The sequence below is a fragment of the uncultured Lactobacillus sp. genome (genome assembly GCF_902491705.1).
Taxonomy (GTDB): Bacteria; Bacillota; Bacilli; order Lactobacillales; family Lactobacillaceae; genus Lactobacillus.
Genome location: NZ_CABUIW010000018.1, coordinates 1 through 22,486, shown reverse-complemented (window position 1 = coordinate 22,486; position 22,486 = coordinate 1). Strand labels below are relative to the sequence as shown.

General features: G+C 36.3%; 22 protein-coding genes and 1 other annotated feature. Of the genes, 6 read left to right on the top strand and 16 right to left on the bottom strand.

Going from position 1 to position 22,486, the window contains the following annotated elements; translation table 11 throughout:
• Positions 1 to 98 precede the first annotated feature (98 nt).
• Positions 99 to 332, bottom strand: a binding site (T-box leader).
• A gap of 43 nt (positions 333 to 375) precedes the next feature.
• Complete coding sequence (gene helD, locus RDN22_RS05010; RefSeq protein WP_308556525.1) at positions 376 to 2,682, bottom strand: RNA polymerase recycling motor HelD; 2,307 nt, start codon at positions 2,680 to 2,682, stop codon at positions 376 to 378.
• Between the two features lie 158 nt (positions 2,683 to 2,840).
• Here helD and RDN22_RS05005 point away from each other — a divergent pair, with 158 nt between their 5' ends.
• The gene (locus RDN22_RS05005) at positions 2,841 to 3,524 is read left to right on the top strand and encodes a matrixin family metalloprotease (protein ID WP_308556523.1); all 684 of its coding nucleotides are present in this window, start codon (positions 2,841 to 2,843) and stop codon (positions 3,522 to 3,524) included.
• Between the two features lie 60 nt (positions 3,525 to 3,584).
• Positions 3,585 to 4,235, top strand: a complete 651-nt coding sequence (locus tag RDN22_RS05000) for a histidine phosphatase family protein (RefSeq protein ID WP_308556521.1) — start codon at positions 3,585 to 3,587, stop codon at positions 4,233 to 4,235.
• Positions 4,236 to 4,282: 47 nt separating this feature from the next.
• Here RDN22_RS05000 and RDN22_RS04995 read toward each other — a convergent pair whose 3' ends face one another.
• The 3 genes from RDN22_RS04995 to RDN22_RS04985 form a co-directional block, all read right to left on the bottom strand.
• The gene (locus RDN22_RS04995; RefSeq protein ID WP_308556519.1) at positions 4,283 to 6,076 is read right to left on the bottom strand and encodes an FtsX-like permease family protein; all 1,794 of its coding nucleotides are present in this window, start codon (positions 6,074 to 6,076) and stop codon (positions 4,283 to 4,285) included.
• A gap of 12 nt (positions 6,077 to 6,088) precedes the next feature.
• Positions 6,089 to 6,838: an ABC transporter ATP-binding protein gene (locus tag RDN22_RS04990; protein WP_308556517.1), complete on the bottom strand. Its 750-nt coding sequence runs from the start codon at positions 6,836 to 6,838 to the stop codon at positions 6,089 to 6,091.
• A 145-nt stretch (positions 6,839 to 6,983) separates the two neighbouring features.
• On the bottom strand, positions 6,984 to 8,255 hold the full coding sequence (locus RDN22_RS04985) for a hypothetical protein (RefSeq protein WP_308556515.1): 1,272 nt from the start codon (positions 8,253 to 8,255) through the stop codon (positions 6,984 to 6,986).
• Between the two features lie 85 nt (positions 8,256 to 8,340).
• Here RDN22_RS04985 and RDN22_RS04980 point away from each other — a divergent pair, with 85 nt between their 5' ends.
• Positions 8,341 to 9,030, top strand: coding sequence for a hypothetical protein (locus RDN22_RS04980; RefSeq protein ID WP_308556513.1), 690 nt, complete (start codon positions 8,341 to 8,343; stop codon positions 9,028 to 9,030).
• A 21-nt stretch (positions 9,031 to 9,051) separates the two neighbouring features.
• On the opposite strand, the gene RDN22_RS04975 is transcribed toward RDN22_RS04980, so the two are convergent.
• The 5 genes from RDN22_RS04975 to RDN22_RS04955 all read right to left on the bottom strand — a co-directional run bounded on the left by RDN22_RS04975 (position 9,052) and on the right by RDN22_RS04955 (position 13,388).
• Complete coding sequence (locus RDN22_RS04975) at positions 9,052 to 9,444, bottom strand: PTS sugar transporter subunit IIA (RefSeq protein ID WP_308556511.1); 393 nt, start codon at positions 9,442 to 9,444, stop codon at positions 9,052 to 9,054.
• Positions 9,445 to 9,558: 114 nt separating this feature from the next.
• Positions 9,559 to 9,858, bottom strand: coding sequence for a hypothetical protein (locus tag RDN22_RS04970; protein ID WP_308556509.1), 300 nt, complete (start codon positions 9,856 to 9,858; stop codon positions 9,559 to 9,561).
• A gap of 285 nt (positions 9,859 to 10,143) precedes the next feature.
• Positions 10,144 to 11,136 (bottom strand): asparaginase, encoded by a 993-nt coding sequence (locus RDN22_RS04965; RefSeq protein ID WP_308556507.1) that lies wholly within the window; start codon positions 11,134 to 11,136, stop codon positions 10,144 to 10,146.
• Between the two features lie 17 nt (positions 11,137 to 11,153).
• Positions 11,154 to 11,924 (bottom strand): MurR/RpiR family transcriptional regulator, encoded by a 771-nt coding sequence (locus tag RDN22_RS04960; protein ID WP_308556505.1) that lies wholly within the window; start codon positions 11,922 to 11,924, stop codon positions 11,154 to 11,156.
• 126 nt (positions 11,925 to 12,050) lie between these two features.
• Positions 12,051 to 13,388: a 6-phospho-alpha-glucosidase gene (locus RDN22_RS04955; protein ID WP_308556503.1), complete on the bottom strand. Its 1,338-nt coding sequence runs from the start codon at positions 13,386 to 13,388 to the stop codon at positions 12,051 to 12,053.
• Positions 13,389 to 14,187: 799 nt separating this feature from the next.
• On the opposite strand from RDN22_RS04955, the gene RDN22_RS04950 reads away from it, so the two are divergent.
• Entirely contained in the window at positions 14,188 to 15,027 is an 840-nt protein-coding gene (locus tag RDN22_RS04950; RefSeq protein ID WP_308556501.1) for an SEC10/PgrA surface exclusion domain-containing protein, read from the top strand.
• Between the two features lie 468 nt (positions 15,028 to 15,495).
• The gene (locus RDN22_RS04945; protein WP_308556499.1) at positions 15,496 to 15,993 is read left to right on the top strand and encodes a transcriptional regulator; all 498 of its coding nucleotides are present in this window, start codon (positions 15,496 to 15,498) and stop codon (positions 15,991 to 15,993) included.
• A gap of 27 nt (positions 15,994 to 16,020) precedes the next feature.
• On the opposite strand, the gene RDN22_RS04940 is transcribed toward RDN22_RS04945, so the two are convergent.
• Positions 16,021 to 16,584, bottom strand: coding sequence for a GNAT family N-acetyltransferase (locus tag RDN22_RS04940; RefSeq protein WP_308556497.1), 564 nt, complete (start codon positions 16,582 to 16,584; stop codon positions 16,021 to 16,023).
• Positions 16,585 to 17,010: 426 nt separating this feature from the next.
• Complete coding sequence (locus RDN22_RS04935) at positions 17,011 to 17,724, bottom strand: matrixin family metalloprotease (RefSeq protein WP_308556495.1); 714 nt, start codon at positions 17,722 to 17,724, stop codon at positions 17,011 to 17,013.
• Positions 17,725 to 17,836: 112 nt separating this feature from the next.
• On the opposite strand from RDN22_RS04935, the gene RDN22_RS04930 reads away from it, so the two are divergent.
• On the top strand, positions 17,837 to 18,478 hold the full coding sequence (locus tag RDN22_RS04930) for a DUF3232 domain-containing protein (RefSeq protein WP_308556493.1): 642 nt from the start codon (positions 17,837 to 17,839) through the stop codon (positions 18,476 to 18,478).
• 65 nt (positions 18,479 to 18,543) lie between these two features.
• Here the strand turns inward: RDN22_RS04930 and RDN22_RS04925 are convergent, their stop codons facing one another.
• The 5 genes from RDN22_RS04925 to RDN22_RS04905 all read right to left on the bottom strand — a co-directional run bounded on the left by RDN22_RS04925 (position 18,544) and on the right by RDN22_RS04905 (position 22,397).
• On the bottom strand, positions 18,544 to 19,458 hold the full coding sequence (locus RDN22_RS04925) for a type II toxin-antitoxin system antitoxin SocA domain-containing protein (RefSeq protein WP_308556491.1): 915 nt from the start codon (positions 19,456 to 19,458) through the stop codon (positions 18,544 to 18,546).
• Between the two features lie 38 nt (positions 19,459 to 19,496).
• Positions 19,497 to 19,868, bottom strand: a complete 372-nt coding sequence (locus RDN22_RS04920) for a hypothetical protein (RefSeq protein ID WP_308556489.1) — start codon at positions 19,866 to 19,868, stop codon at positions 19,497 to 19,499.
• Between the two features lie 274 nt (positions 19,869 to 20,142).
• Positions 20,143 to 20,337 carry a hypothetical protein gene (locus RDN22_RS04915; RefSeq protein WP_308556487.1) on the bottom strand — a complete coding sequence of 65 codons (195 nt, stop codon included), beginning with the start codon at positions 20,335 to 20,337 and terminating at the stop codon, positions 20,143 to 20,145.
• A 42-nt stretch (positions 20,338 to 20,379) separates the two neighbouring features.
• A complete protein-coding gene (locus RDN22_RS04910; protein WP_308556486.1) occupies positions 20,380 to 21,240 on the bottom strand; it encodes a low temperature requirement protein A in 861 nt (286 codons plus the stop codon).
• A 122-nt stretch (positions 21,241 to 21,362) separates the two neighbouring features.
• Positions 21,363 to 22,397 (bottom strand): MupG family TIM beta-alpha barrel fold protein, encoded by a 1,035-nt coding sequence (locus RDN22_RS04905; RefSeq protein ID WP_308556484.1) that lies wholly within the window; start codon positions 22,395 to 22,397, stop codon positions 21,363 to 21,365.
• Positions 22,398 to 22,486 lie beyond the last annotated feature (89 nt).

The window sequence follows — 22,486 nt, the reverse complement described above, 5'->3', positions numbered from 1 at the left end:
GAACGTATCGTGTTTCCACCTCATATTCGCACTTGCTCACGCAAAATGCCTCACTAGGTTGATTATTAAAAAAGAAAAAGCCCTCATAGCCAAATGGCTACGAGGGCGAATAAAATCGCGGTTCCACCTCATGTTCACAAATTACTCACGTAACTTGCCTCAATAAGTTTAATAATCAACCTTTAGCTGTAACGGGCTAACCCCGGGTCTTCCTACTCAATTCAGAAAATCAACTCGCAGATGTGACTTCATACCAGCGCATGTTTCATTTCCACCATCCGAAACTCTCTATTACTGCGACAGGTATTACTGCTTCTGTTCTAAGTTGTTTTTAATGTTGTTTTAAATCTTAAATGATAAAAATACTTTTGTCAATTATTTTTCTTCATAAGTGCTCTTATCTACATCAAGAAGTGGGCTCTTTTCACCAGTATAGATGATGTCGAGCTTATACATAGCACGTGAAGTAATTGTGTAAACTAATTGGGTTTCGTCTAACTTGTGGTAATTCTTCTTTGATGCACCCCACATAATTACGGCATCAAATTCTAGCCCCTTAGCTAAATATGATGGAATGACTAAAGTACCATCAACCAAACGCTGGTTAGCAGTCGCAATTAGCGTTGATTTTTCACCGCGGTCAGTTAACATCTTGTGAACAAATTTTGCTCCAGCTAAATCCTTGGTGATGATCGCTGTCGTCATCTTACGTTTTTCGTTATCACGCAAAACGTTGCTCAAAACGCTAACGGCTTCTTCATCTGTCTTTCTGCCCCAGATAACTGGCTTTGGACCTTTTCTGTTAAAGGCTTCAATCTTTTCACCCTGACGCAAAATTTGCTTGGTGAAGTCAGTTAATTCCTTGGTTGAACGATATGACTTAGTAAGTTGTACTACGTCAGTCTTTTCTGGATCAAACAAGCCAGAAATTTGCTTTAACAAGCTACGGCTTTCGTCCTTAGTAAAGATAGCTTGGTTTAAATCGCCCAACATGGTGAACTTAGCACGTGGGAAGTTGTACTTAAGATATGCCAATTGGAATGGAGTGTAGTCTTGAATTTCATCAATAAAAGCATAACGCATTTCAAAATCAGTTCTACGGCCAGTAACTAAGTCGTAAAGATATAGATATGCGGAAACATCGCTCATGGCAATGTCATGCTTTTTGAAGTTGTCTTTTACTCCTTCAACATGCTTCATCCATTCGTCTTCACTGATGTCCCACTTGCTTAAATCAGTCATCTTAGGCACAGCACGCAAGAAGCTAAGGTATTGAGCACGCATGTTAAGGAAGTGGTTGTGCAAGATGCGCTTATGTACGCCTTTTAAGGCTTTCAACACAATCTTTCTGCCCAAAAATGCCTCTTCTTTTGCTTCAGATTCGAATTCTTGATCAGGACGATCATACAAGTCGTTTAACTCTTCTTGACTCATCCCTTCAATGGTGTGAGCTACCCACGCTTTCTTAGTTTCAGGCGTAATCTTGCGGTTAAGCATCTTAATCAATTCTTCGCGTGTAGCGTCGATACGGTTAGCCAAATTGTAGTTTGAATTAAATGAGTAGTAGATTTCTTTGATCTTATCTTTATCAAAATATGGCTTCTTCTTGTCACGGAAGTAAATATTCTTAAAGATCACACCGCGCTTATTCAAGTGCTTAGCATAACGCGTCAATAAATTGAAGAAGTTAACTGAGTCCTTGAACTTACTGATATTGGTGTCGGCACTTTGATCTTCAAATTGCTTAAACAAGTTTTCAACGTTCATTCCAGGAAGACGACGTGCAACAAATTGCCAGTAAGTCATTTGGACCATGTTTTGTTCACCCATTTCAGGCAAAACGTTCTTGATGTAGTCGTTAAACAATTGGTTAGGACTAAACATAATTACGTCGCTTGAAGTAAGGTTGCCGCGGTAGCGATATAGCAAGAAGGCAATTCTTTGCAAAATCGCACTTGTTTTACCAGAACCAGCTGCACCTTGGACAAACAACAAGTCAGCACTAGTATTTCTAATGATCTTGTTTTGTTCACGTTGAATCGTCGTTACGATTGATTTCATCTGAGTACTGGATTTTTCAGATAAAACTTCCAAAAGCATTTGGTCACCAATTGATTCATTAGTGTCAAACATGTTGACGATCTTACCGTCTTCAATCATGAATTGACGCTTCTTCGTCATATCGACAGTGATCTCGCCTTCTGGTGAGTTGTAAGATACCTTACCTAACTTTCCATCGTAATAAATTGAAGAAATAGGTGCACGCCAATCATAAATTAAGAAGTGATCGTCTTTATCGGCAAATGAACCAAGGCCAATATAAATTGTTTCAGGCTTATTTTCGCCTTGTTCTTTAAAATCTACTCGAGCAAAATAAGGACGCTTCTCTAAACGTTCAACTGTGTCGAGTTGCTTAGCTGAATGTTGCCAAGCATGTTCACGCTCGCTTAATAGTTGCTGTTGTTGGTGGATTGAAAGCGCCGTTTCCATTGAGGTGGAATAGCCATCGAAATCCAATTTTACATCGTCAAAAAAGTGTGAATTAAGTTCTCTTGCTTCACCTTCAGCTGATTTGATGGATTTCTTTAAAGATTTTTCACGCTCCTTGATTTGTCCCATAATGTTATCAAGGTGCTTTTGTTCAAGTTCTTTTTCATTATTTTCAGTTTTGGCTGTAGCCATCTAATCACCTTTTCTTTAAAAAACTCGCATACTATTTTATCATGATTAGCGCTTTCATAGAAATTTTCAGACTCGCAAACAAAATGTAAGCAAAATTAGATGAAAAATTAATCTTTTAATCTTTTAAGCTTATAATTTCACCATTGGAGTGAAACACCATGAAAAATTTTTTTAGAGTTATTCGCAATATTTTATTGCTTGCTCTTCTCGCTTTTGGGATTTTGAATTATAAAATTAATACTCAATTCCAAGCAGCTACCAATGATTCGCTATCTACACTTAGCTACCGCATCAATCAGCTGCTTACAACGGGAACAGCAACTGCACCTAAAGATAATCAAAATACTAAAACTGATACTAATAAAACTGAAAATGATAAATCTTCTAACACTAGCGTTTGGTCATCCCCTGAGGCAAATGTTTATGTGGATATTAAAAACAATGCTCCACTTCGTTCAGCCTCAATTGACGCGATGAACGCTTGGAACAGAACAGGGGCTTTTACCTTCCATCAAGTTGATGAAAAAAGCCGTGCTCAAATTGTGATTAGTGTAGTTGACGATAGCGACACTGGCGCAGCTGGTGAAACGGAGACAACTTACAACCCTTCAACGGGACATTTGTTAAAAGCTACTGTTCACTTGAACCGCTACTACTTAGAAAACGAATGGTATGGCTACAGCAATAATCGTATCGTCAACACCGCTGAACACGAATTAGGTCACGCGATTGGCTTGCCTCACACTAATTCTGTTTCAGTCATGTATCCTAAAGGTTCGATTTATACGATCCAGCCTCAAGATATCAGAAATGTTAAAAAACTTTATCACGAAAATAATTAGCTTTAATTACTCACCTTTTTTCAATAAAATAAAGGTGAGTTTTTTAGTAAGGAGAAAGAAATGAAAAGAATTTACGTTGTTCGACATGGGCAAACTTATATTAACCGCTACAACAAGATGCAAGGCTGGTGTGATACTCCCTTAACTGAACCAGGAATTGAAGGTGCTGAAAAAGCTGGCGAAGCTTTAAAGGATGTCCCATTTGATATTGCTTTATCAAGTGACTTAAAGAGAGCTAGCGATACCTGCGAAATCATTATGAAGCACAACGTCAACAAGGACGAATTGCAACACCTTGCTAGTCCATTTTTCAGAGAACAATTCTACGGCTACTTCGAAGGCTTAGACTCTGAAATGGCTTGGCGCATGATCGGTGGCAGTCACGGCTACGCTACTAGACAAGAATTGTTTGCTCACGAAAGCATTGATACAATTAAGGACTGGATCAAAGATGCTGACCCATACCACGATGCAGAAAATGCGGAAGAATACTGGAACCGTCTTGATAAAGGCTTTAAGTTGATCAGCGAGCTTGATGGAGCTGAAAATATCCTTTTAGTAACCCACGGCTTCACTATCCGCAGCTTGTGGTACCGCTACGGCGATAACATCCCTCTTGTACCAGGTCCAAAGAACGCATCAATCACCATTATGACCATGAGTGACAAGGGCGAAATCAAGATCCCTTCTTGGAACAAGATGCATTTATAGGATAAAGAAAAAGAGCTTTCCAAATTGGAAAACTCTTTTTTTCATATCTATTTTTTCAAAACGATGTTTTCATACAGCTTAACTGTTACTGCATAGTAAATGAAGTACAGCACAATGAAGATTAAGAATGGAATCCAGAAGCCCATGTATGGATGTGGTAAAAGGGCTGTGAATAATCGAAGTCCAAATAATACGTCGATCACGCCAAGAATCCCGGGAAGCAAGAACAATACACCAATTTCATTTCTAATTGATTTCTTAAGTACTTTTCTTCTAGTACCAATCTTATAGAGCATTTCGTAGCGCATCTTGTCGCTGGCGGCGCCGCTTAAGACTTTGAACATCAATGTGGAAGCGAGCATGGTCAGGAAGGCAATTCCGAGGAAAAAACCCATGAATTCAAAACCGCTGACAAAGCCGAGCATCATTTGATATGAGAATGGCTTCGTTGATTGCAATGTTTCCGCCATTTCAGGAGCTGCCTTTACTTGCGCTTCTTCGATCTTCATCAAGGTTGAATAATCTTTATTGAAGTCCTTAACAGTGATTAAAGTAATATGTTTCTTTTGTCCTTGAACAGAATTTAATTTTTCATTTGAGACAAAATTAATCTTTCTATTTTGAGCATTAACTTGATAACCTAATGCCGCACTAGCGTACTTATTTAAATCATCAACTGTGTAAGTGATTGGCTTGTAAGTAGGGAAGTTATTGCCGTTTTCTTTAAATTGAATATCTTTAAATGGAGCCTTCTTGAAGTCATTTTTATCAAAGTAAAGCTCTTTTTTATTTTCTACATAATGGTAAGTTGACTTACTCTTAAGGTCTAATTTAGCTACTAAATTCTTAGTTTCAGCATTCTGCTTGAAAATAGCAGCATCATAGTAGGTGCTCTTGATGGCCTGTTCTTTTAATGAGTTGAAGTTAAGACCAACAGTGATAGCACCAAGTGCTAAAGCGAAAAGTAGTGAGATGACTGAAAGAATACGTGTGTAGTCGCGGATTCTGAACTTTAATTGTCCTAAAGTAAACATTCTAATACCGCGGTATGCGTAATTCTTTTTCTTAAGTAATAAATTGATGATGAGAGTGAATAATGAGTCAAAAGTGAAGTATGAACCGGCAACGATAGTAACCAAAGCGGCTGGAATGATGAAGAAGATAGCACTAGCTGGCATCCCCATAATGTAGTAGCCTGCTGCTAAAAATGCTAATCCTAAAATTGCTTCGATTACTCTTAACCAGTTTCTGCGACTGATCTTAATTGGCTTTTGACTTTCGTGAAGCAGGTCAATCACTTTACTGCGGACCAGTTTGTGCACGTTTCTTAAAGCTGCTAAGAAGAAAATAGCAATGAAGAAGACGAGCGTCCAAAGGATTGCGGCTGGCAAAATTACTTGGAAGTGCGTAATTTTAAGTCCAAGGCTAGCAATCAATAATTTAGAAATAATTGCGGTTAAGTCAAAGCCGATCACGATACCAAATACTGTTGCAATAAGTCCAGTTAACAAAGTTTCACAGAAAATCAATAACCCGATTCTAGTACTTTTTGCTCCTAGCATCATGAACATGCCGTAGTCGTGCTGGCGCATGCTTAGCAAAAACGAATTGGCATAAACCAAGTAAACAAACGTAATGATAGCTAAAAGTACGATACCAAAGCCAAAAATAAAGCTTAAATAATTTGATGGCGCATTAACGTTGTGACTCATAAAGCCGGGATTGATTGCCAAAGACAAGAACATGTAAAAAATCATGCTGGCTACAACAAGTCCTGAAAACAAGACCGTGTAGTCTTTCAAGCGGCTTTTAATCCCAGTTAAGGATAGTTTCCAAATCATGGTTCTCACCTCCTATTCTTCGGTTCCTAAGTGAGCAATTAATTCGTGGTAAAATTCAGTTCTACTTTTATCTTGCTTTTCCATTTGTTCGCCGATCTTACCGTCTTTGATAAATAAAATACGGTTGGCAAAACTTGCTGAAAATGGATCGTGCGTAACCATCAAAGTTGTAACGCCGTCACGCTTATTCAAGTTTTCCATTGTGTTTAAAAGTTCCCTAGCACTCTTAGAATCAAGCGCACCAGTTGGTTCATCGGCTAACAAAATTGCCGGTTCATGAACCAAAGCACGAGCCGATGCAACACGTTGCTTTTGACCACCAGAAATTTCTGCTGGGTACTTGCTCAAAATTTCCTTGATACCCAATTTTTCAGCAATTTTATCCACAAGTGGATTAATTCGATTAACTGAAAGTCCACGCAAGCTAAGTGGCAAAGCAATATTTTCACGGTTGGTTAAATTATCTAGCAAGTTGAAATCTTGGAAGATAAAACCAATTTCTTTACTACGAAAATCAGCCATTTGGTTAGCGTTTAAATTGCTGATGTCTTTATTATTGATAAAAACTTGGCCAGTAGTTGGCTTATCAAGCGTTGAAAGAATGTTTAACAAAGTTGTTTTACCAGAGCCTGAAGCACCCATGATTGCGACAAATTCGCCTGAATTAACTTTGAAGTTAACGCCCTTTAAAGCTTGATATTGTTTTTCGCCTTTTTTCCCATAAGTCTTGGTGATATTGTCCACCACAAGAATTTCATTCATTTTCAAAACCTCATTTCTCTGTTTTTGTTTTACTGTATTATTCAATTAATACAGTAATATGATAATACAATTTTGTCAATCTGTTTTTGGCATAAAAAAAGCTTTCCCACTTTTAAACAAGTGGAAAAGCCTATTAGATCAAGCTTTAATTGCTAGTTTTAGTTTTTATTAATTTGCACTTTCCTAGAGTTTGGATCATCTGTTGACCATCAACCTGATGGAAAATTGCATCTTGGTATAACAGTTTTTGTTTCTTTTTACTCTTATCTTTAAACTTTCTGATAAAGGTTACTTCATAGTTAACGTTGCTATAATTCTTCTCGCCTGGTAAAACTGACAAGACTTTAACCTTCACACTGTACTTTTTGAGACTCTTTTTCTTCTTCCAAGACTTAACTTGCTTCTCGATCTTCTTGTAGTCTGCATTGTCTTTGCCATTTTCAAACTCATCAGCATTTGGCTCTTTAAAGTTGTTGTAGAGCTGCTTAGCTGCATCCCCAGCCTGAATTAACCCTGGCCAGATCGGATTTACAATGTAGTCGCCTTCTTCGTCTTGATAGACGTCTTTTTCGCTATTACCTTGATAAGCGACACTGCTGTCATAATCAGTTACATCGTCTTCGCTATCACTAAATTCTGAACTGATTGATTGCGACAAGTCTGTAACTGTCTCAGACTTAATCTTCTTGCCATTAGCCGTACTTTGGATATAAATTTCCATTCGCTTAGCAATTGGATAATCTTTAAAAGTATAGTTACCATTCTTGTTTAACTTGGCAGCCTTACGGTCATTAACATAAATAATGCCGTTAGGTACGCTGCGAACTTGGAACGTAGCTGTCTTAATGTTCATATCGACAGTCTTATCAGACCAGATATTTACGATTGAGTCAGCGTCAAGCTTACGTCCATTAACCGTTGACTTAACTAAGATATGATAACGGCCTGGGAATACTAAACCTAGATCTTGGTAGTAGTTTTGGTTGCCACCTTCCATTTGACCAAAGTTTTTATGGTTGATAAACAAAGTGGAATTGGCGTGGTTAGTTTTAATCTGCGGACGATAACATTGTACGCGCAACTTATATTTTGGGAAGAGTAAGAAATATCTACCGGATTCAACCAGCTTAATTTCGCCGCTGTCGCGATCATGACGCAAGTTATAGTCTAGACGCTTAGCAGCTTGCTTATGCTCTTTAAAATAGCTTTGAAGTGGCTTTAAACTGCTATCTGTCACGTTCATATCCGGCGTTGAGGCTGTAACGTATTTCGCCATTTCAGTTTTTGGATTGCGTAAATTCGTCACAATGCGGCTAATTTGCCGATCTTTTGTATAATAAAAATTGCCAACAGCAACGAGAATACCGATTATTACGATCAGGATTCCCGCTAACCAAAGTTTTTTATGTCTTTTCATATTTACACCCTGTTTGAAAATCTCTTTTATATTAGATTAACAAGTTGAGATTAAATAGCAACTATTCTTTCACTTCGAGGTTATGATGGAAATTAATTTTGATTTTTTAAAAAACAGCACTATTTTTAGTGAGCAATATCCTGCAGCTGAGAAAATCTATAAGTTATATACAATCGATGATTATCGTGATGTCATCAGTAATTCGCGGCTGCTTCTTGAGACTATCGTCAAGAAAATTTTTAAACTGGAGAATTTGAACCAGTATTATCCGATTAAAGACGGCGAATACCGCAACTTAAGAAACGATACGCATTACTTGCGCTCAGAAGTCAACTATCCTTTAAGCATCATGGATTTGTTCGACGAAGTCAGACGCATGGGCAACGCCGCAATTCATGACAGCAAACTCGAGCCTGACAAAAAGCAAGCCTGGCACTGCATCTGCGACTTGCATGACATCCTAGTCTTTTTGATCAATAGCTATGAAGATAAGGATCTTTATTACATCAGACCTGATATTTCGATGGAAGCACAAACTGATGAGGCACATTATTTTCATCGAAAAAATAAGACTCCTCAACATATCAAGCTCTCTGATCATCGCACTAGTAAGAAAAAGCAATCTAAAAATATTAACAAGAATCTAAAAAGGGCCAAACATTATTCTAGTACTAAGAAAAATAATGTTCAGCCTACTAAAATTACTAGTGAAAATACTTCAAAAGAAAGTCTTATCACTAAAGTTATGCATTTCTTCACTAAAAAAGGACGGTAGAATTTCTACCGCCTTTTTGCTTTAAGCCATTTGCATGTTATCAACATCAATATCGCCGCGACCAACTGAAATCGCCTTTTGTGCCGCGTCGTTTAAGTCAGCACTGATTAAATTGTGACTCAATGCTAAAACCATAGGTAAGTTAGCACCGCTAACCACTCTTACGCTGTCTGGATGAGCTTCCTCATATTCCTTAGCTACTAAGTGTGGCGTACCATTTCTTAAGTCAGTCAAAATCAATACTCGACCATGTTGATGTCTTTCCATCAATTGAGCAAAACGCTTGCGGAAGTCTCTAATACCGCTATCGTTAAGTTCGATTGTCATAATTTGATCATTTTCACCTGCAAGCATGTCATGTGCAGAAACTAAACCTGAAGCAAGTCCTTCATGAGTTGCAATTAAAAGTTCCATCAGTTTATACCTCTTTTTGTATTAATGTAAGCGATTTCTATACTGATATTTTAACATATTAGCTCACGCAGTACCTGTTTTAGATAGTTTTATAATCTGTTTCTTATGAAATTTTTAGCCAAGCTTTTCGATGTCTTTAAGCAAATTTTCTTGTTCTGGAGTCAAACGATCATTCTTTTGACGAAGCAATAATACTTTATGGCAAGTGTGCAAAATTGCCTTAGCTTTTTCTGCTACCTTTTCACCGCTCATGTCTGGTGTTACATTGCTGAGCAAGTTATCCATATCTTCTGCAGTAACTGCAAAAACATCGTTTTCGCCGCCGCGACCAAGTGGCATACGGTTAAGCATTTCTTCAATCATTTGTAAATTGTTTCTTATTTCTTCAAAATTATCCAATTCATTCACGTCCATTTCTCTTTTTACTCATTATATAAAAAAAGCCGCTTACGCGACTAATTAATTTATTTTTTGTTGATGATTGCACTAGAAAAATTTTGTGCATTAGATTCGATTAACTTGTGTGAGTTATTAATAAAAAGAGAAATCCCTATACCTAGTGCTGCTAGGATTACCCAAATTCGTTCTAAAACTTTACTTTTCACTTGCCGACAGCTCCTTTTCTCATATTATACAGGAAGCTTGTCATTATAGTGATGAGTACGCTTACATTTAACCAAATTGTAACAATTTTTACTCTTATTTAAGGGTTACTTCACCAGCTACATTGGTATTGAAAAATTCGTCTATTTCATGAACATCCATGCCTTGGCCTAAAGCCCACATTAACTTGGTGATCGCACTCTCAGACGTCATATCACAAGCACTGATCGCACCTTCAAGCAATGCTTCACGTCCAACTTCATATTTAGTCAAATCGCTACGCTCATATAAACATTGGCTGCTGGCTACAACAGGGATGCCGCGGCGAATCAACTTACCAATTGCGGCCACCATGTTACGGCGAATAAAGTTCATCCCGCCTAAGCCGTAAGCTTCAATAACGATGCCGCGACAGCCGCTATCAACCATCGCAAAGAGCAGATTAGGGTCAAAACCTGGAAACAGTTTTACCAAAGAAACATGTGAATCTATATTGGTATTCAAAACAGGTGCGCCATCGTGCTCTTTTTGGAAATGCTCTTCGTTAAAGACCAAGCCATCTGAAGAAACAGTCGCAATTGGCGGTACGTTTACACTTTCAAAGGCATCGAAGTTAGTTGTTCGCACCTTTACTGAACGGCATCCCAGCATTACTTTGTTGTGGAAAGCCAAGTAAATATCAGGCGGACAAGTAGCAGCTGCCGCAAAGGCTAAACGCAAATTGTCGTGCGCGTCACTTAAAACAACGTTAATTGGCACCTGACTACCTGTTAACACGACTGGAATATTGATGTTCTTTAACATAAAAGAAAGCATTGAAGCAGTATAAGCCATCGTATCAGTACCGTGTGAAACGACGATTCCATCATAATCATTGCGGTATTTATAAATATTTTGTGCAATAAACTTCCATTCTTCTGGCTGAATGTTGGAAGAGTCTAATTGCAAAATATCCTTTACATGAATTTCATAAGGCAATTTACCCAGCATTTTAATTAATTCTTCGCCAGTTTCTCTAGGAACTAGTCCAGAATCAGATGCGACAGAAGCAATCGTGCCTCCCGTTGATAGCAATAATAATTTCTTCATTTTTTACCCTCTATTTTTTACAAACCGCAATGCTTGCCATACTCATTCATTAATAAATCGATCAAAACATAAGCCGAACTGAACGTGACCGCATTTTGATTACTGAATTGAAATGGCGTTGTCTTAAAGAAGAAGCTGTAGTCGCTCAGCGACGCAATCTTCCCTGGCTGCCAACTAGTTAATGAAACCATCTTCAACTTGGTATTAATTGCGTCGATTTTCTTCAGTTCTTCAATAATTGTCTTGTTAAAACCGCCAAATGAGATTACAAACAGCATATCGTTGGTTTTAACTGACCGCCCCAGCATCGAAACTTCATCACGCGCACTCGGCAGAATAATCGCTTTTTTACCAACTAAGAAAAAAGAATGGGATAGATATTCTGCGATAATCTGTTGCTGCCAGCCAGTTGAATAAATATAAATTGTGTCTGCCTGGTCTATATCTTGGAACAAGTCCTTCAAATTCAAGCCCTTAAAATATTTGACCGTTTCCTCAAGAATTTTTTGTAAATTAGCGTCAAAATCTAGCCCCTGAGCATATTTTTCTCGCTGCGCTTTTTTAGCTGTAAGTTCTGATAATTCAAACTTTAATTCGCTAAATCCGCTCAGCCCCAACTTTTTACTCAAACGAAAAATAGCAGACTTAGAAACATACAATTTTTGAGCTAATTCCATCAGACTCAACTTGCTGGCAGCTTCCGGATATTGTAATAAATAGCTCACAATAGCCTTATCCGTCTCGTTAAAGCCCTCTTTATTCTTCATGACTGCTGCTTCCAGATCCATCTATTTATCCTTTCTCTACTACTTTATTGGCTTTACCACAAGAATATCATGATCCACACAAAAAGGATAGCCGCCATATTTGCGGTTATCCTCTTTTGTGTTTTTGTTTTTACAGGTTATGCAGCTTTATTTCAATTCTGGCCAGTATGGAGCGTTAACTGGAATCATGTCATCCAAAATCTTCTTAGCAACAGAAGCATCTGGCACAGTCTTGTTCAAAGCGAAGGCTTGAAGCATCTTTTGGTAAGAGTGTTCAACATAAGCATCAACAACCAACTTTTCACAAGTTTGTTGTTCCATCATCAAACCTCTTTGGAATCTGCCGGCCTTACCAGTTGCCATAGGTTGAATACCATCAGCACCGAATAATGCAGGAACTTCGACAATTGAGTCTGGATCCATGTTTGAAATAGCACCGTTGTTTTCACAGTTAGCCAAGAACTTTTCGTGAGTGTTGTAGGCAATAGCGTGGATAATATCTACAATATATTCTGAGTGAAGGCCTGAGATGTCCCAAATGTTGTTCTTAGCAGTACCAGCCTTAACAATACGTTCACATTCACCAAAGACGATCTTTTGACGGTGTTCACGAATTTCATCAGTACGAGTGTGGTTTGGATCTGCGTTAGCTACTTCATATTGTGGGAAGTAGTAGTATTGCATGTAGTTGTTTGGCAAGGTTTCTGGGTCCATCTTGTAGTCGTCAGCAACCTTCTTGAAAGTTGCTTCCCATGAAGCTTCAGTATCCTTGTCATAGTCGCCACCTACCCAGTAGCCGTGGTCTTTGACGTATTCCTTAAGCTTAGGCATTAAGTCTTCGCCGGTCTTCTTGTTTCTAACTTCTTTCCACCAGCCGAAGTGGTTCAAGCCGTAGTAGTTGAAGTCAATGTCATGCCAACTATCAAGTCCACAGATAGCTGCCATTCTGTCCATGTCATCAATTGGCATGTCACAGATGTTGATAACTTTTGCACCTGGACGAAGACGACGACAAGCTTCTGCAACAATGGCAATAGTGTTGGAGTAGTTGATCATCCAAGCGTTTGGTGAATATTCTTGCATCCAGTCAATGATTTGAAGAATTGCAGGAATTGAACGAAGACCGTAAGCCATTCCTCCGGGTCCTGTAGTTTCTTGACCATTTACACCGTATTTCAATGGAATCTTTTCATCTAAGCTTCTCATGTGGTATTTACCAACACGAATTGAACCCATTACGAAGTCGACATCGGTGAAGGCTTCCTTAGGATCAGTAGTGTATGAGAACTTAATTTGTGGAGCTCTTTCCTTCATGATGATCTTTACAGCCTCACCAATCTTCTTTTGACGTTCTGCATCGTTATCGTAGAACTTCAATTGTCTCATTGGGAACTTGTCTTGACTCTTGATTAAGTCGAGAACAAATCCTGGTGTAAATGTACTACCACCACCGGCAATAACTACTGAGTACTTCTTACCATTCATAATTGAACTCTCCTTTGATAAGTTTTTATCTCTTCATTTGTTTTATTTCGTTTCATTTACCTTACGGTTATATTTATATCATCATTTTTCTAAAATGTATTCGTTTTCATTGGCTTCAGACTTTGTTTCGTGGCTTGGAACTCGTTTCACCTCATGAAATATTTTTTGATGAATAATACGTCAATTTTTCTTCCATATATACAAGAAGGATTGTTTAATATTCCAATTATATGTTTTTTCATAACGTATAGGTTTAATTTGAAATAACATTTTTTAGACGTGCATTATATAGTTTTATATTCCATATATAGTTTAAATAGCGGTTTTTATTACATATTGTTAGTTTTATCCAAATAGCAATCGTTTTCAGCAATTATATATACTCATATAGTTAATATAAATTTGGGACTTTTTTTACAGATATATCAACTGTTTACGCGTTTATAAAGCTCTAGAAAATAAATAACTTTGGTTATAATTACTTACTTTTTTATATATTTTGATTTTTTATAAAAAAACGTGAAATTATTTATTAATTATGTGATGCTTACTACTAGCATAAAAAATAGCATAACAGTACTGTTTATAATTAAAAGGCATATCACTTGTTATTAAATGATATGTTATTAAATCTTTACGCATATAGACTTTGGCATTATTCCTGCTAATCTTATGCATGAAGGGACTTGTAGCATATTTAAGAACTCGACTACTTCTTAAATATTTGAGTTTATACATTGGGAATTGTGATAAATAAACTTAAATAAACGAAATTTTTGTTATATAGGGGATTAGGAAAATGAGTAAGAATATTAAACTTTTATCAACCATCAGTGTTGCTGCTGCATTAATCGGTGGCGGTTTTGCTATGCTTAACAGCCAACCAGTAAATTCTACTGTTGAAGCTGCTTCAATCACTTTGCCAGCTGGCTACACTAAGAGTGCCATTATTAAATGGAACCAAACTGGTAAAGCAAGCAAAGCTTTGATTAATGCTTCAAAGAAAGGTATGCAAGAAAATACCAATAGTGAAGCTGGTAATGACAATTCATTAGTTAATGTGACTAAATTAACTAACAGTCAAAAGGTTGAATTAAGTGAATACACTTTAAGTTTAATCAACTCGGCTCGTAATCAACTCGGCAAGCAATCTTGGACTTACAAGACTGGTGCTTTACACTTTGCTGATCGTGTAGCAAATGAATACTACGATCACGACAGATCTTGCTGGGATGCTGATCACTATGTTACTGGCATTGAACGTGCAGCTAAGGCTTCCGGCCTTAACTCAAAGGTAGGTCAAGTTTACGAAGACGAAGCCGGCTTACCTATTTCAACTGAATACCACACCAACATGCGTACCATGTCAGCCTTGAAGAGCCAAATTTACTTCAACGTTAAGCAAATGTTATTCGGTGGCTTCTCTGGTTCAGACAGTCAAATGAATGACTCTTCAAGATATACTGAATGGGAACACGCTGGCGACTTGCTTGGTTGCCGTACCAAGAACTACGATGCTAAGACTAAATACTTTGGCATTAGCTTCAGTGGTTTGAAAGATGACCCAAGCAAGATCAGTGTTCACATGATGGGTGTGGCAAAACGTTACATCCAAAACTACAAGAAGTTTAATCATTAATTTGTAGTTTAAATTTATTAAAGTTTCCTAATCCAAGAGTTCAAATGGTTTAGTCACCTATTTGAACTCTTTTAATTTACCTAAAAAAGCCGATTGTATACTGTTTTCATACAATCGGCTCTTTTTGTATTCACGATTAGACAAGATTAATAGTAGCCTAAAACGTTGATATTGCGGCATTTTGAAGTAAAAATGTTGATATATCAGCGTTTATACGTGTTTTTTCTTTAAAAAGCACATTTTTAGCAGTAATGTTTTTTATTTTAAAAAATTTTTTTAATACATGCTTCGATCAGACTAAGAGCGCCAAGCATGCTTACATCAAGCTATAAACCAATTATTATCAACAAAAAGCTATTGCTATATTATTCTACTCTTGATATATTTTATAGTCATGAGGGAGTTAAATAATAACTGCTATTAAAAATATCGTTATTAAATAAGAATGAAAAAATAGGAGAAAACGAGATGAATACTTTAAAAGCAACTCAAATTTTAAAACAAGAATTAACATGCCCATTAATCAACACATATTCTATTACCCAATTTTGTAAGGCTTTTGGTGTCACGCGTAGCGTTTTCTACAGCAAATATTCCTGTCTAACTGATCTATTTTCTGACGCAATTCGATACGATATCCGCAAACATTTTATAGACTATCGCGATTACGACATTAGCCAAATCATTTTTGCCTTTTTAAAGCATATTGATCAGGATCGACTTTTCTACGCCAATATTTATCATCTAACTATCAAAAATAATGGATCACATCATATTTGCCAAGAAATCAGAGATGCTTTCTTCATTGAAATGCGCAACCAGCTGTTCAACAGCGATTATTCCAACATCTACATTAAAGGAGTCACTTCTGTGCTATATTCTCACGTCGCCGCTTGGCTCACTCATTGCGACGACAAGAATGCAGTAGACATTTACAATGAGGTAAGATTTATGTTGCCAAATTAAAAAAGATGCCTAGTGGCACCCTTTTCATTAAATATGTTTAATCATGTGATCGTAAGTACGATCGCCAATTGTCATGGATTTTTGTACTTCATAGCCCTTATGAACATAGAGCTTTTGTGCACGCGGATTTTCTTTATCCACATTCAAGCTGATAATGTCATAGCCGTGATCCTTCGCAATCTTTTCAGCCTCATCCATCAAGCTGCTGGCAATTCCTTCACCCCAGTGGTCGGGATGCACAGCTAATGAGTCAATATACCATTCATGTGGCCAAGCTTCTTGATCGTCAAAGATCACTGTTGAAATTGGCAAGCCAGTCTTAGCATAAGAATGACGCAAAACAACATCAATGATCTTTTGATCCTTATATGGATACATATCAAGAATGCCAACTACCTCGCCATGTCTTTCTTCAACCCAAACACGGCGGTAAGAATAACGATAGTCTTCTGAAATGAAGCCGAGCTTCATCAAACTATAGAATTGGTCTTCTGGAAGTGACTCAATTGACTTCATCTGCATCTCATCAAAGATCTGCTTAAGAATAGGATATACAAATGGAAAATCTATTTTTCTTGCTTGTCTAATCATTTCTACCTCTAATAATCTTTCTATTTAAGTCAATGTTATCACATCAAAAAAATAAAGCCCAATGCATGTCGCATTAGGCTTTATTTTTATGTACATTATCTTTATTAGTTAGAATATTGGTCAAATAAAAAACTGATTAATCTACTGGTACCCAGCCTTGGTCTGCCAACATATCTTTCATATCCTCTGCATTAAAAGTACGTTCAGCAAACTTCAAATCATTAATAGTACTAATAGTCATTTCCCCGTTTTTCATAGTCATTACCTCTATATCAACTTAACTCTCATCACATATAATAATAACACTTGTTATTTTTATTGCAAGTATTATTTATCAAATAAAACAGGCTTTACTAGCCAAAATCATTAAGTTAAGATATTGCCTGATTGAGGAATGCTTCTTTGTACAATGTTAGTTTTTAATCATTATGGCATCTTATGATACAAACGATAATTAGCATCATTAATTGGACCATATAAATTCTTTATATTGTTGTAATCATACTTTGAAAATTGGCCTTTTTCTTCATCATCCTGCCACCACATTATTGACGTATACTTTTTAGTATCAGCTAACCCAATTGCATGACCTAATTCATGCTCTACTGTACTAACTTCGGCATAATCAAGATGATCATAATTATAATTATAAATACGATCATAATTTATATATACATAACTACGTAAATGATTACCTGAACCTGTTTGCCAAGTTATACCTTCAGTATTTTTAGCATCAGCGTCTTTTTCAAAATCTTTATGCTTATAAGGGTCACGACTGCTATCAGATACTATTATATCTGCCTTTTTCTTACTATTTACCTGTTTAAATCTTAGGTAGTATTCGCCCTTTTCATTTGTTAAAAAATCGTTCCAACCTTTGATTGCAGCTACGACAATATCATGTGAGTCGTACTTTCTATCAACATCATATACTTTAATAGTTGAATGTCTGAACAAGTGGAGATCAGCAACTTGCCCTTTAGTTAACTTTTTCCAATTAACCTTTTTGCTAGCCGCTTCAACAGTTTGAGGTTCAACTACGTTAGTGTTAGCGGTGTTAACAACTGCACTTCCGTAATTGAGGCCCAATAAAACGGCACCTGCAACAATGATCTTTTTAATAAAATGCTTTTTCATTCTTTACTCCGATTTTCCCTTTATATTTAACAAGAATAAAATAATTAAATAAGTAATAGTATAATACATAAGATTATTTATTTGCTAGATAAAATTGAAAGGAGTTCATGTCATGACCAGTCAAGATATCGAAAAATTAGAGCAAGCAGACCGTTTAATGTTTGACCTTAACTGTAACAATGATCCTAAAGGCAATTTATTAAAAGTAGGACAACTGTTAAAAGAAATCGGTATGCTAGATGATACCAAAAATCTTAGCGTTATAGTTGATACATATAATCAAAACGCTCGCGATGAAATAGAAAAAGCTCTCAGAAAGAAAATGGGCGCAACGGTTAATCTCAATTTAGCAGCTATTCAGCCTTATTTAACTAGCGACGATGACATGATAGCCGACCTGTCCAAGGAATGTCTGTATAACTTCAAGCAATACGGGCAAATAGTCATGCGTTTCAACAATAAAAAGGTCGCTTGGAAAACCGAAAAAAGCGGCGAAGAATTCCGACAATTGTTCAATGATTTAGATAAAAGACGGAGTAACATTCACAATAATTGTATCGACAGTATTGCGGTGATGAATCGGTTAATTAGCCACGATAATCCTGATAAGGCGGCTTTTGCTACCTGGGATAACTCCAATATCAAGAATGTAAAAGATGTGCCACGCAGCGATATTGGCAATGCGATTCTTAAGCAATATATTGAAACTTTAACGCGGAATGATGAAAGTGTTTTGAAGCAGTTAAATAAATAGGTTATACGCAAAAAGCATCCCTCAACAGGGATGCTTTTAATACTTGAAAATAAATTCGTATTTCATTAGCAATATTTACCATTGCTAAATGAATTATATATCAAAGAATCTTTAATAATTTCACGGTCGGCAGTTTGACTCCATGGACTACCTTTTTGATGCGTCATTTTAGACAAATATGCAGCAGTATATCTGTCATACTTATCTAAAACATAATTCAATAAATTATTAATTTCAGTATTAGCAGAAACGTCAATAAAATCTTTATAGTCCTGTTCACTAATTGCATTGTCATTTATTGTATATTGATGATTATACTTTTCATGAACTTCCATAACTAATGGACCCCATTGATATTTTCTAATTTCTGAAGTAAATAATTTATTCTTGGTTTTAGCTAAAAATAATCCATACGCTAAGTACAAAAGTTTTACCAATTTCATCTGAGTCATTGGTTCAACATTAGGATCAAATTTTGCATCCATACTATGTCTTACAATAAACCAATGAGCTAATTGCAGGGCAGTAAATGGAGAGGTAACATCACTTCCATCATCAAAATTATCAATACCTTTAAAGTAATTATTTATCTTTTCTTTCACACGATCGGAAACAGCATTCTTCTTGGCTAATTCTTTTAAATTTTCGTCATCATTTACCACCAATTTTAAAAGATTATTATTGGCTTCACTAGGTAAAGCACCTAGTTCATATAGCGCAATTGTATTAGGACTCATTCCTAATAGATTTGCTAAATCTTTTTGACTAAAGCCTAATTTATTCCTAAATTTCCTTATTTCTTCAGGATAAATGTATCCTTGATCCTTTCGAAACATATCCAATGCTTTATTTTTACTTGCATCATCTAACTTAGCATCTGGAATTATATTTCCGTGATCGTCAAATTTAGCATCACTTGTAACTTTATAATCTTTTCCTCTTATGTTGTATGTGGTAGTAAATGGCTTAATAACAGTCATAAAAACCTCCTAAAAATGGCTATTATACTTTCAAATTATTAATTCTGATAGCGACTTGGATGAAAACTAATAAATTTTACCCATACATATCTAGTGAGCGGTTCAGAAGCAAACATTTCAGAATGCCCTTCCTCTATGGCTTCATTATAAGTCAAAAATTTGAATTTAATGTAGTATATAATATCATCATCATTTTCATGATAGATCCACAAAAAAGTTCCAGGACGATCTCTGTCCTCTTCATAGGATCGAAAATCAGTTGGTTGTAATTTTGAAAATAAGTATTTAGCAGTTGCCGTATTTACTGGCGTAGACTCTCTACTTCGTCGAGGTACAAGATCAAAATAATCCTTATTAACTAAATATTTTGCTAGGACTAAAACTTCAATATTACTTAATTCTTGGTCCATTAATAATCCCCCTCATTACTCGCCTCCATTATTACTTTCCCTTTTACATGATATTGTTTAATATTATTTTATCAGATTTAATACTAAATAGTAGTAAATATATTTGAATTCTATAAAAAATCATCCAATTGTTTTCATAATTAATTGATCATTAATCTAACAAAGTCTAATATAAATACCGAGAAAATAACGGTACGACCGTTAGCTGATTAAGGCAATAACCAAGATCGGTTAGCTAAAAAAGAGCTTCAACTCTAGTTGAGGCTCTTTTCGTTTACTTCAAATTCTTAACTTTCAAGACAATTGCAGTCAAATAACTCATGTTCCACACAAGGAAGAACGCCATCATTAGCACTAAATTAGGCACTGTCGCCAATAAAACAGTGGCACCAAAGACAAAGTCGATAATCAATGAAACAATGTTACTCTTGCTCCACTCATAATCTTTTTTACCATAAACGCCGTTCACAAACAGTGCTAAGTAATACAGATCAAGACTAGCAACCAGTAGTCATGCAACAAAAGTTAGGTTGACTCCCTTCATGTTCAAATAAAGAATGCCAACCGTGATCGTCAAAATCGCTACGATCAGCGCAATGTGGCTATACATCAACAAAAAGCCCCTGCTGATCTGATGGTGATCGATAATTTTCTCAGAAAAAATCACGTAGCTGGCAAACATCATGCATAGCGAAATGAACAGTAAAATTGCATACAGAATCGGCGTCTGGCTGTTGAAATAATTCGCCAAATTAACAATCGCCTCGCCAAAAGCAATGATGATAATCAAACTAACGCGTTCAACCAAATGCGGAAAGTTGACCTGCTTTGCTTGGAACTTTTTGTACAAAGTAAACGGCATTAAAAATCCAACTAAGTAACCGGTAATAGCAACGTACACGCCGCCGCGATCATATCCTATCAATACGCCAATAGCAACGAGCACCAATTCAATTGCCAGAATCAGGATAAAAGTGCGACTGTCATTTTCGTCATCTTTCCCTGCTCCAAGCCAATATTGCAGAATCAAATCCAGCAACATCGCAATCATCGATAAGCTGAAGTAGTAAAAAGTTACCCGCCAGTCAGTATTAATGTTGTTGGCCAAGTAAACTGCGGTGAACATGTTGAACAGCAATCCACAAATATCGCCGAAACGGTTCTTATTGTAGCGGTTGAAATATAAGGTCTGGTAGAGCCAAATCTGCATCACAACAATCACCACCAACAAAAATTGCGCGTAAGTGACAAGCGGAATCGCGCCATTAACAGGATGGTGAATCATCGCCGTTATGCGAGAAATTGCATACACAAAAACCAAATCATAAAAAAGCTCAAACATCCCCACAGGCTTTGCAACTATGTTTTTCATCGTTATCCCCTCACGTTTTTTAAGGCTATTTTAGCTTATGCACAAGTATTTTGACCATAATAAAAGACCTAAAAGTTATTTAACTTTTAGGTCTCAATTTAAATAGCGTCTTTATTGTTGTTCTATGCTTTTACAAACTTTATCTTAATATCAGGATCAATTTGATCTAGCGAGTCCACATATTCGGGTAATACAAAGCCTATAACATTGCTTTGCGCCTCAAATGGCAGATCATCTTTTATCAAATAAACTTCTCCACTATAACGTTGAGCTAACCTATTTTGCATGACAATGCTACCATGACGTTGCAGTAAAGTATGTTGTATTTTTACATTAGCCTTTCGTGGAAGCAAAAGCCGTATCAATTTTTCAGATTGATCTGCTCGTATATCGATATTTTGATTATATAAATATTCATAATCTGGTAGTAATTGACAGGGGATGTACATTACATGATTTTGTTGATATTCATTAATATATTTCAAGCTTTGAACAGATGCCTGACTATCTCCCACAAAGACATTATCAACATTAGCTTCATGAATTAATTGAACTGCGGCAACATAAGGATTCATTGCTCTATGTTTTTCTACAGTTGGTAATCCCTCGAACATAGGAAATCTTTTTAAAACATCCCCTGCAACAAAAGCACTAGTTTGCAACCCTTCTTTTTTCAATAATTGATTACGATCTTTAAAATCATTCCATGACATTCCAGTATTAGTGTGTGGATAGTAATTATATATCAGCGCTATTTTATCAAAATCCACCTTTGCATCTCGTGCTTCTGCCAAATATTTTGGAGTTACCACACTCGCATTCAAGAAAATGAAGAAATCTTTTTGCAATTCTCTTATAAGTTCAAAATCATCAAAGCCATAATCTAAACGTAACTGGTGAAATCCTAGCCTTTTAAATGCATCATAATCATTCTTCTTAACATTTAATTTTTCAAAGGTAGCTGGTGAAACATCTGGGACTATTTGCAATCCTACTTGTTTACAAACTTTAAAGAATTTAGGTAGCAGAACATTTAAATTAGAGTAATCCTCTTCAGGGATCTGTAAAGATGTAAATACATACTTTGCGCCTGCTTTTGCTGCTTCTTTTATATAGTGCTCATCATAATCTTGAAAATAGACCGAAATACCTAACATAATTTTTCTCCTTAAAAAATAAAAACCATTCCAATGTAGTGACCCAAGAAAATTGGACACTTTATTGATATTAAGCTATTAAGGATTGA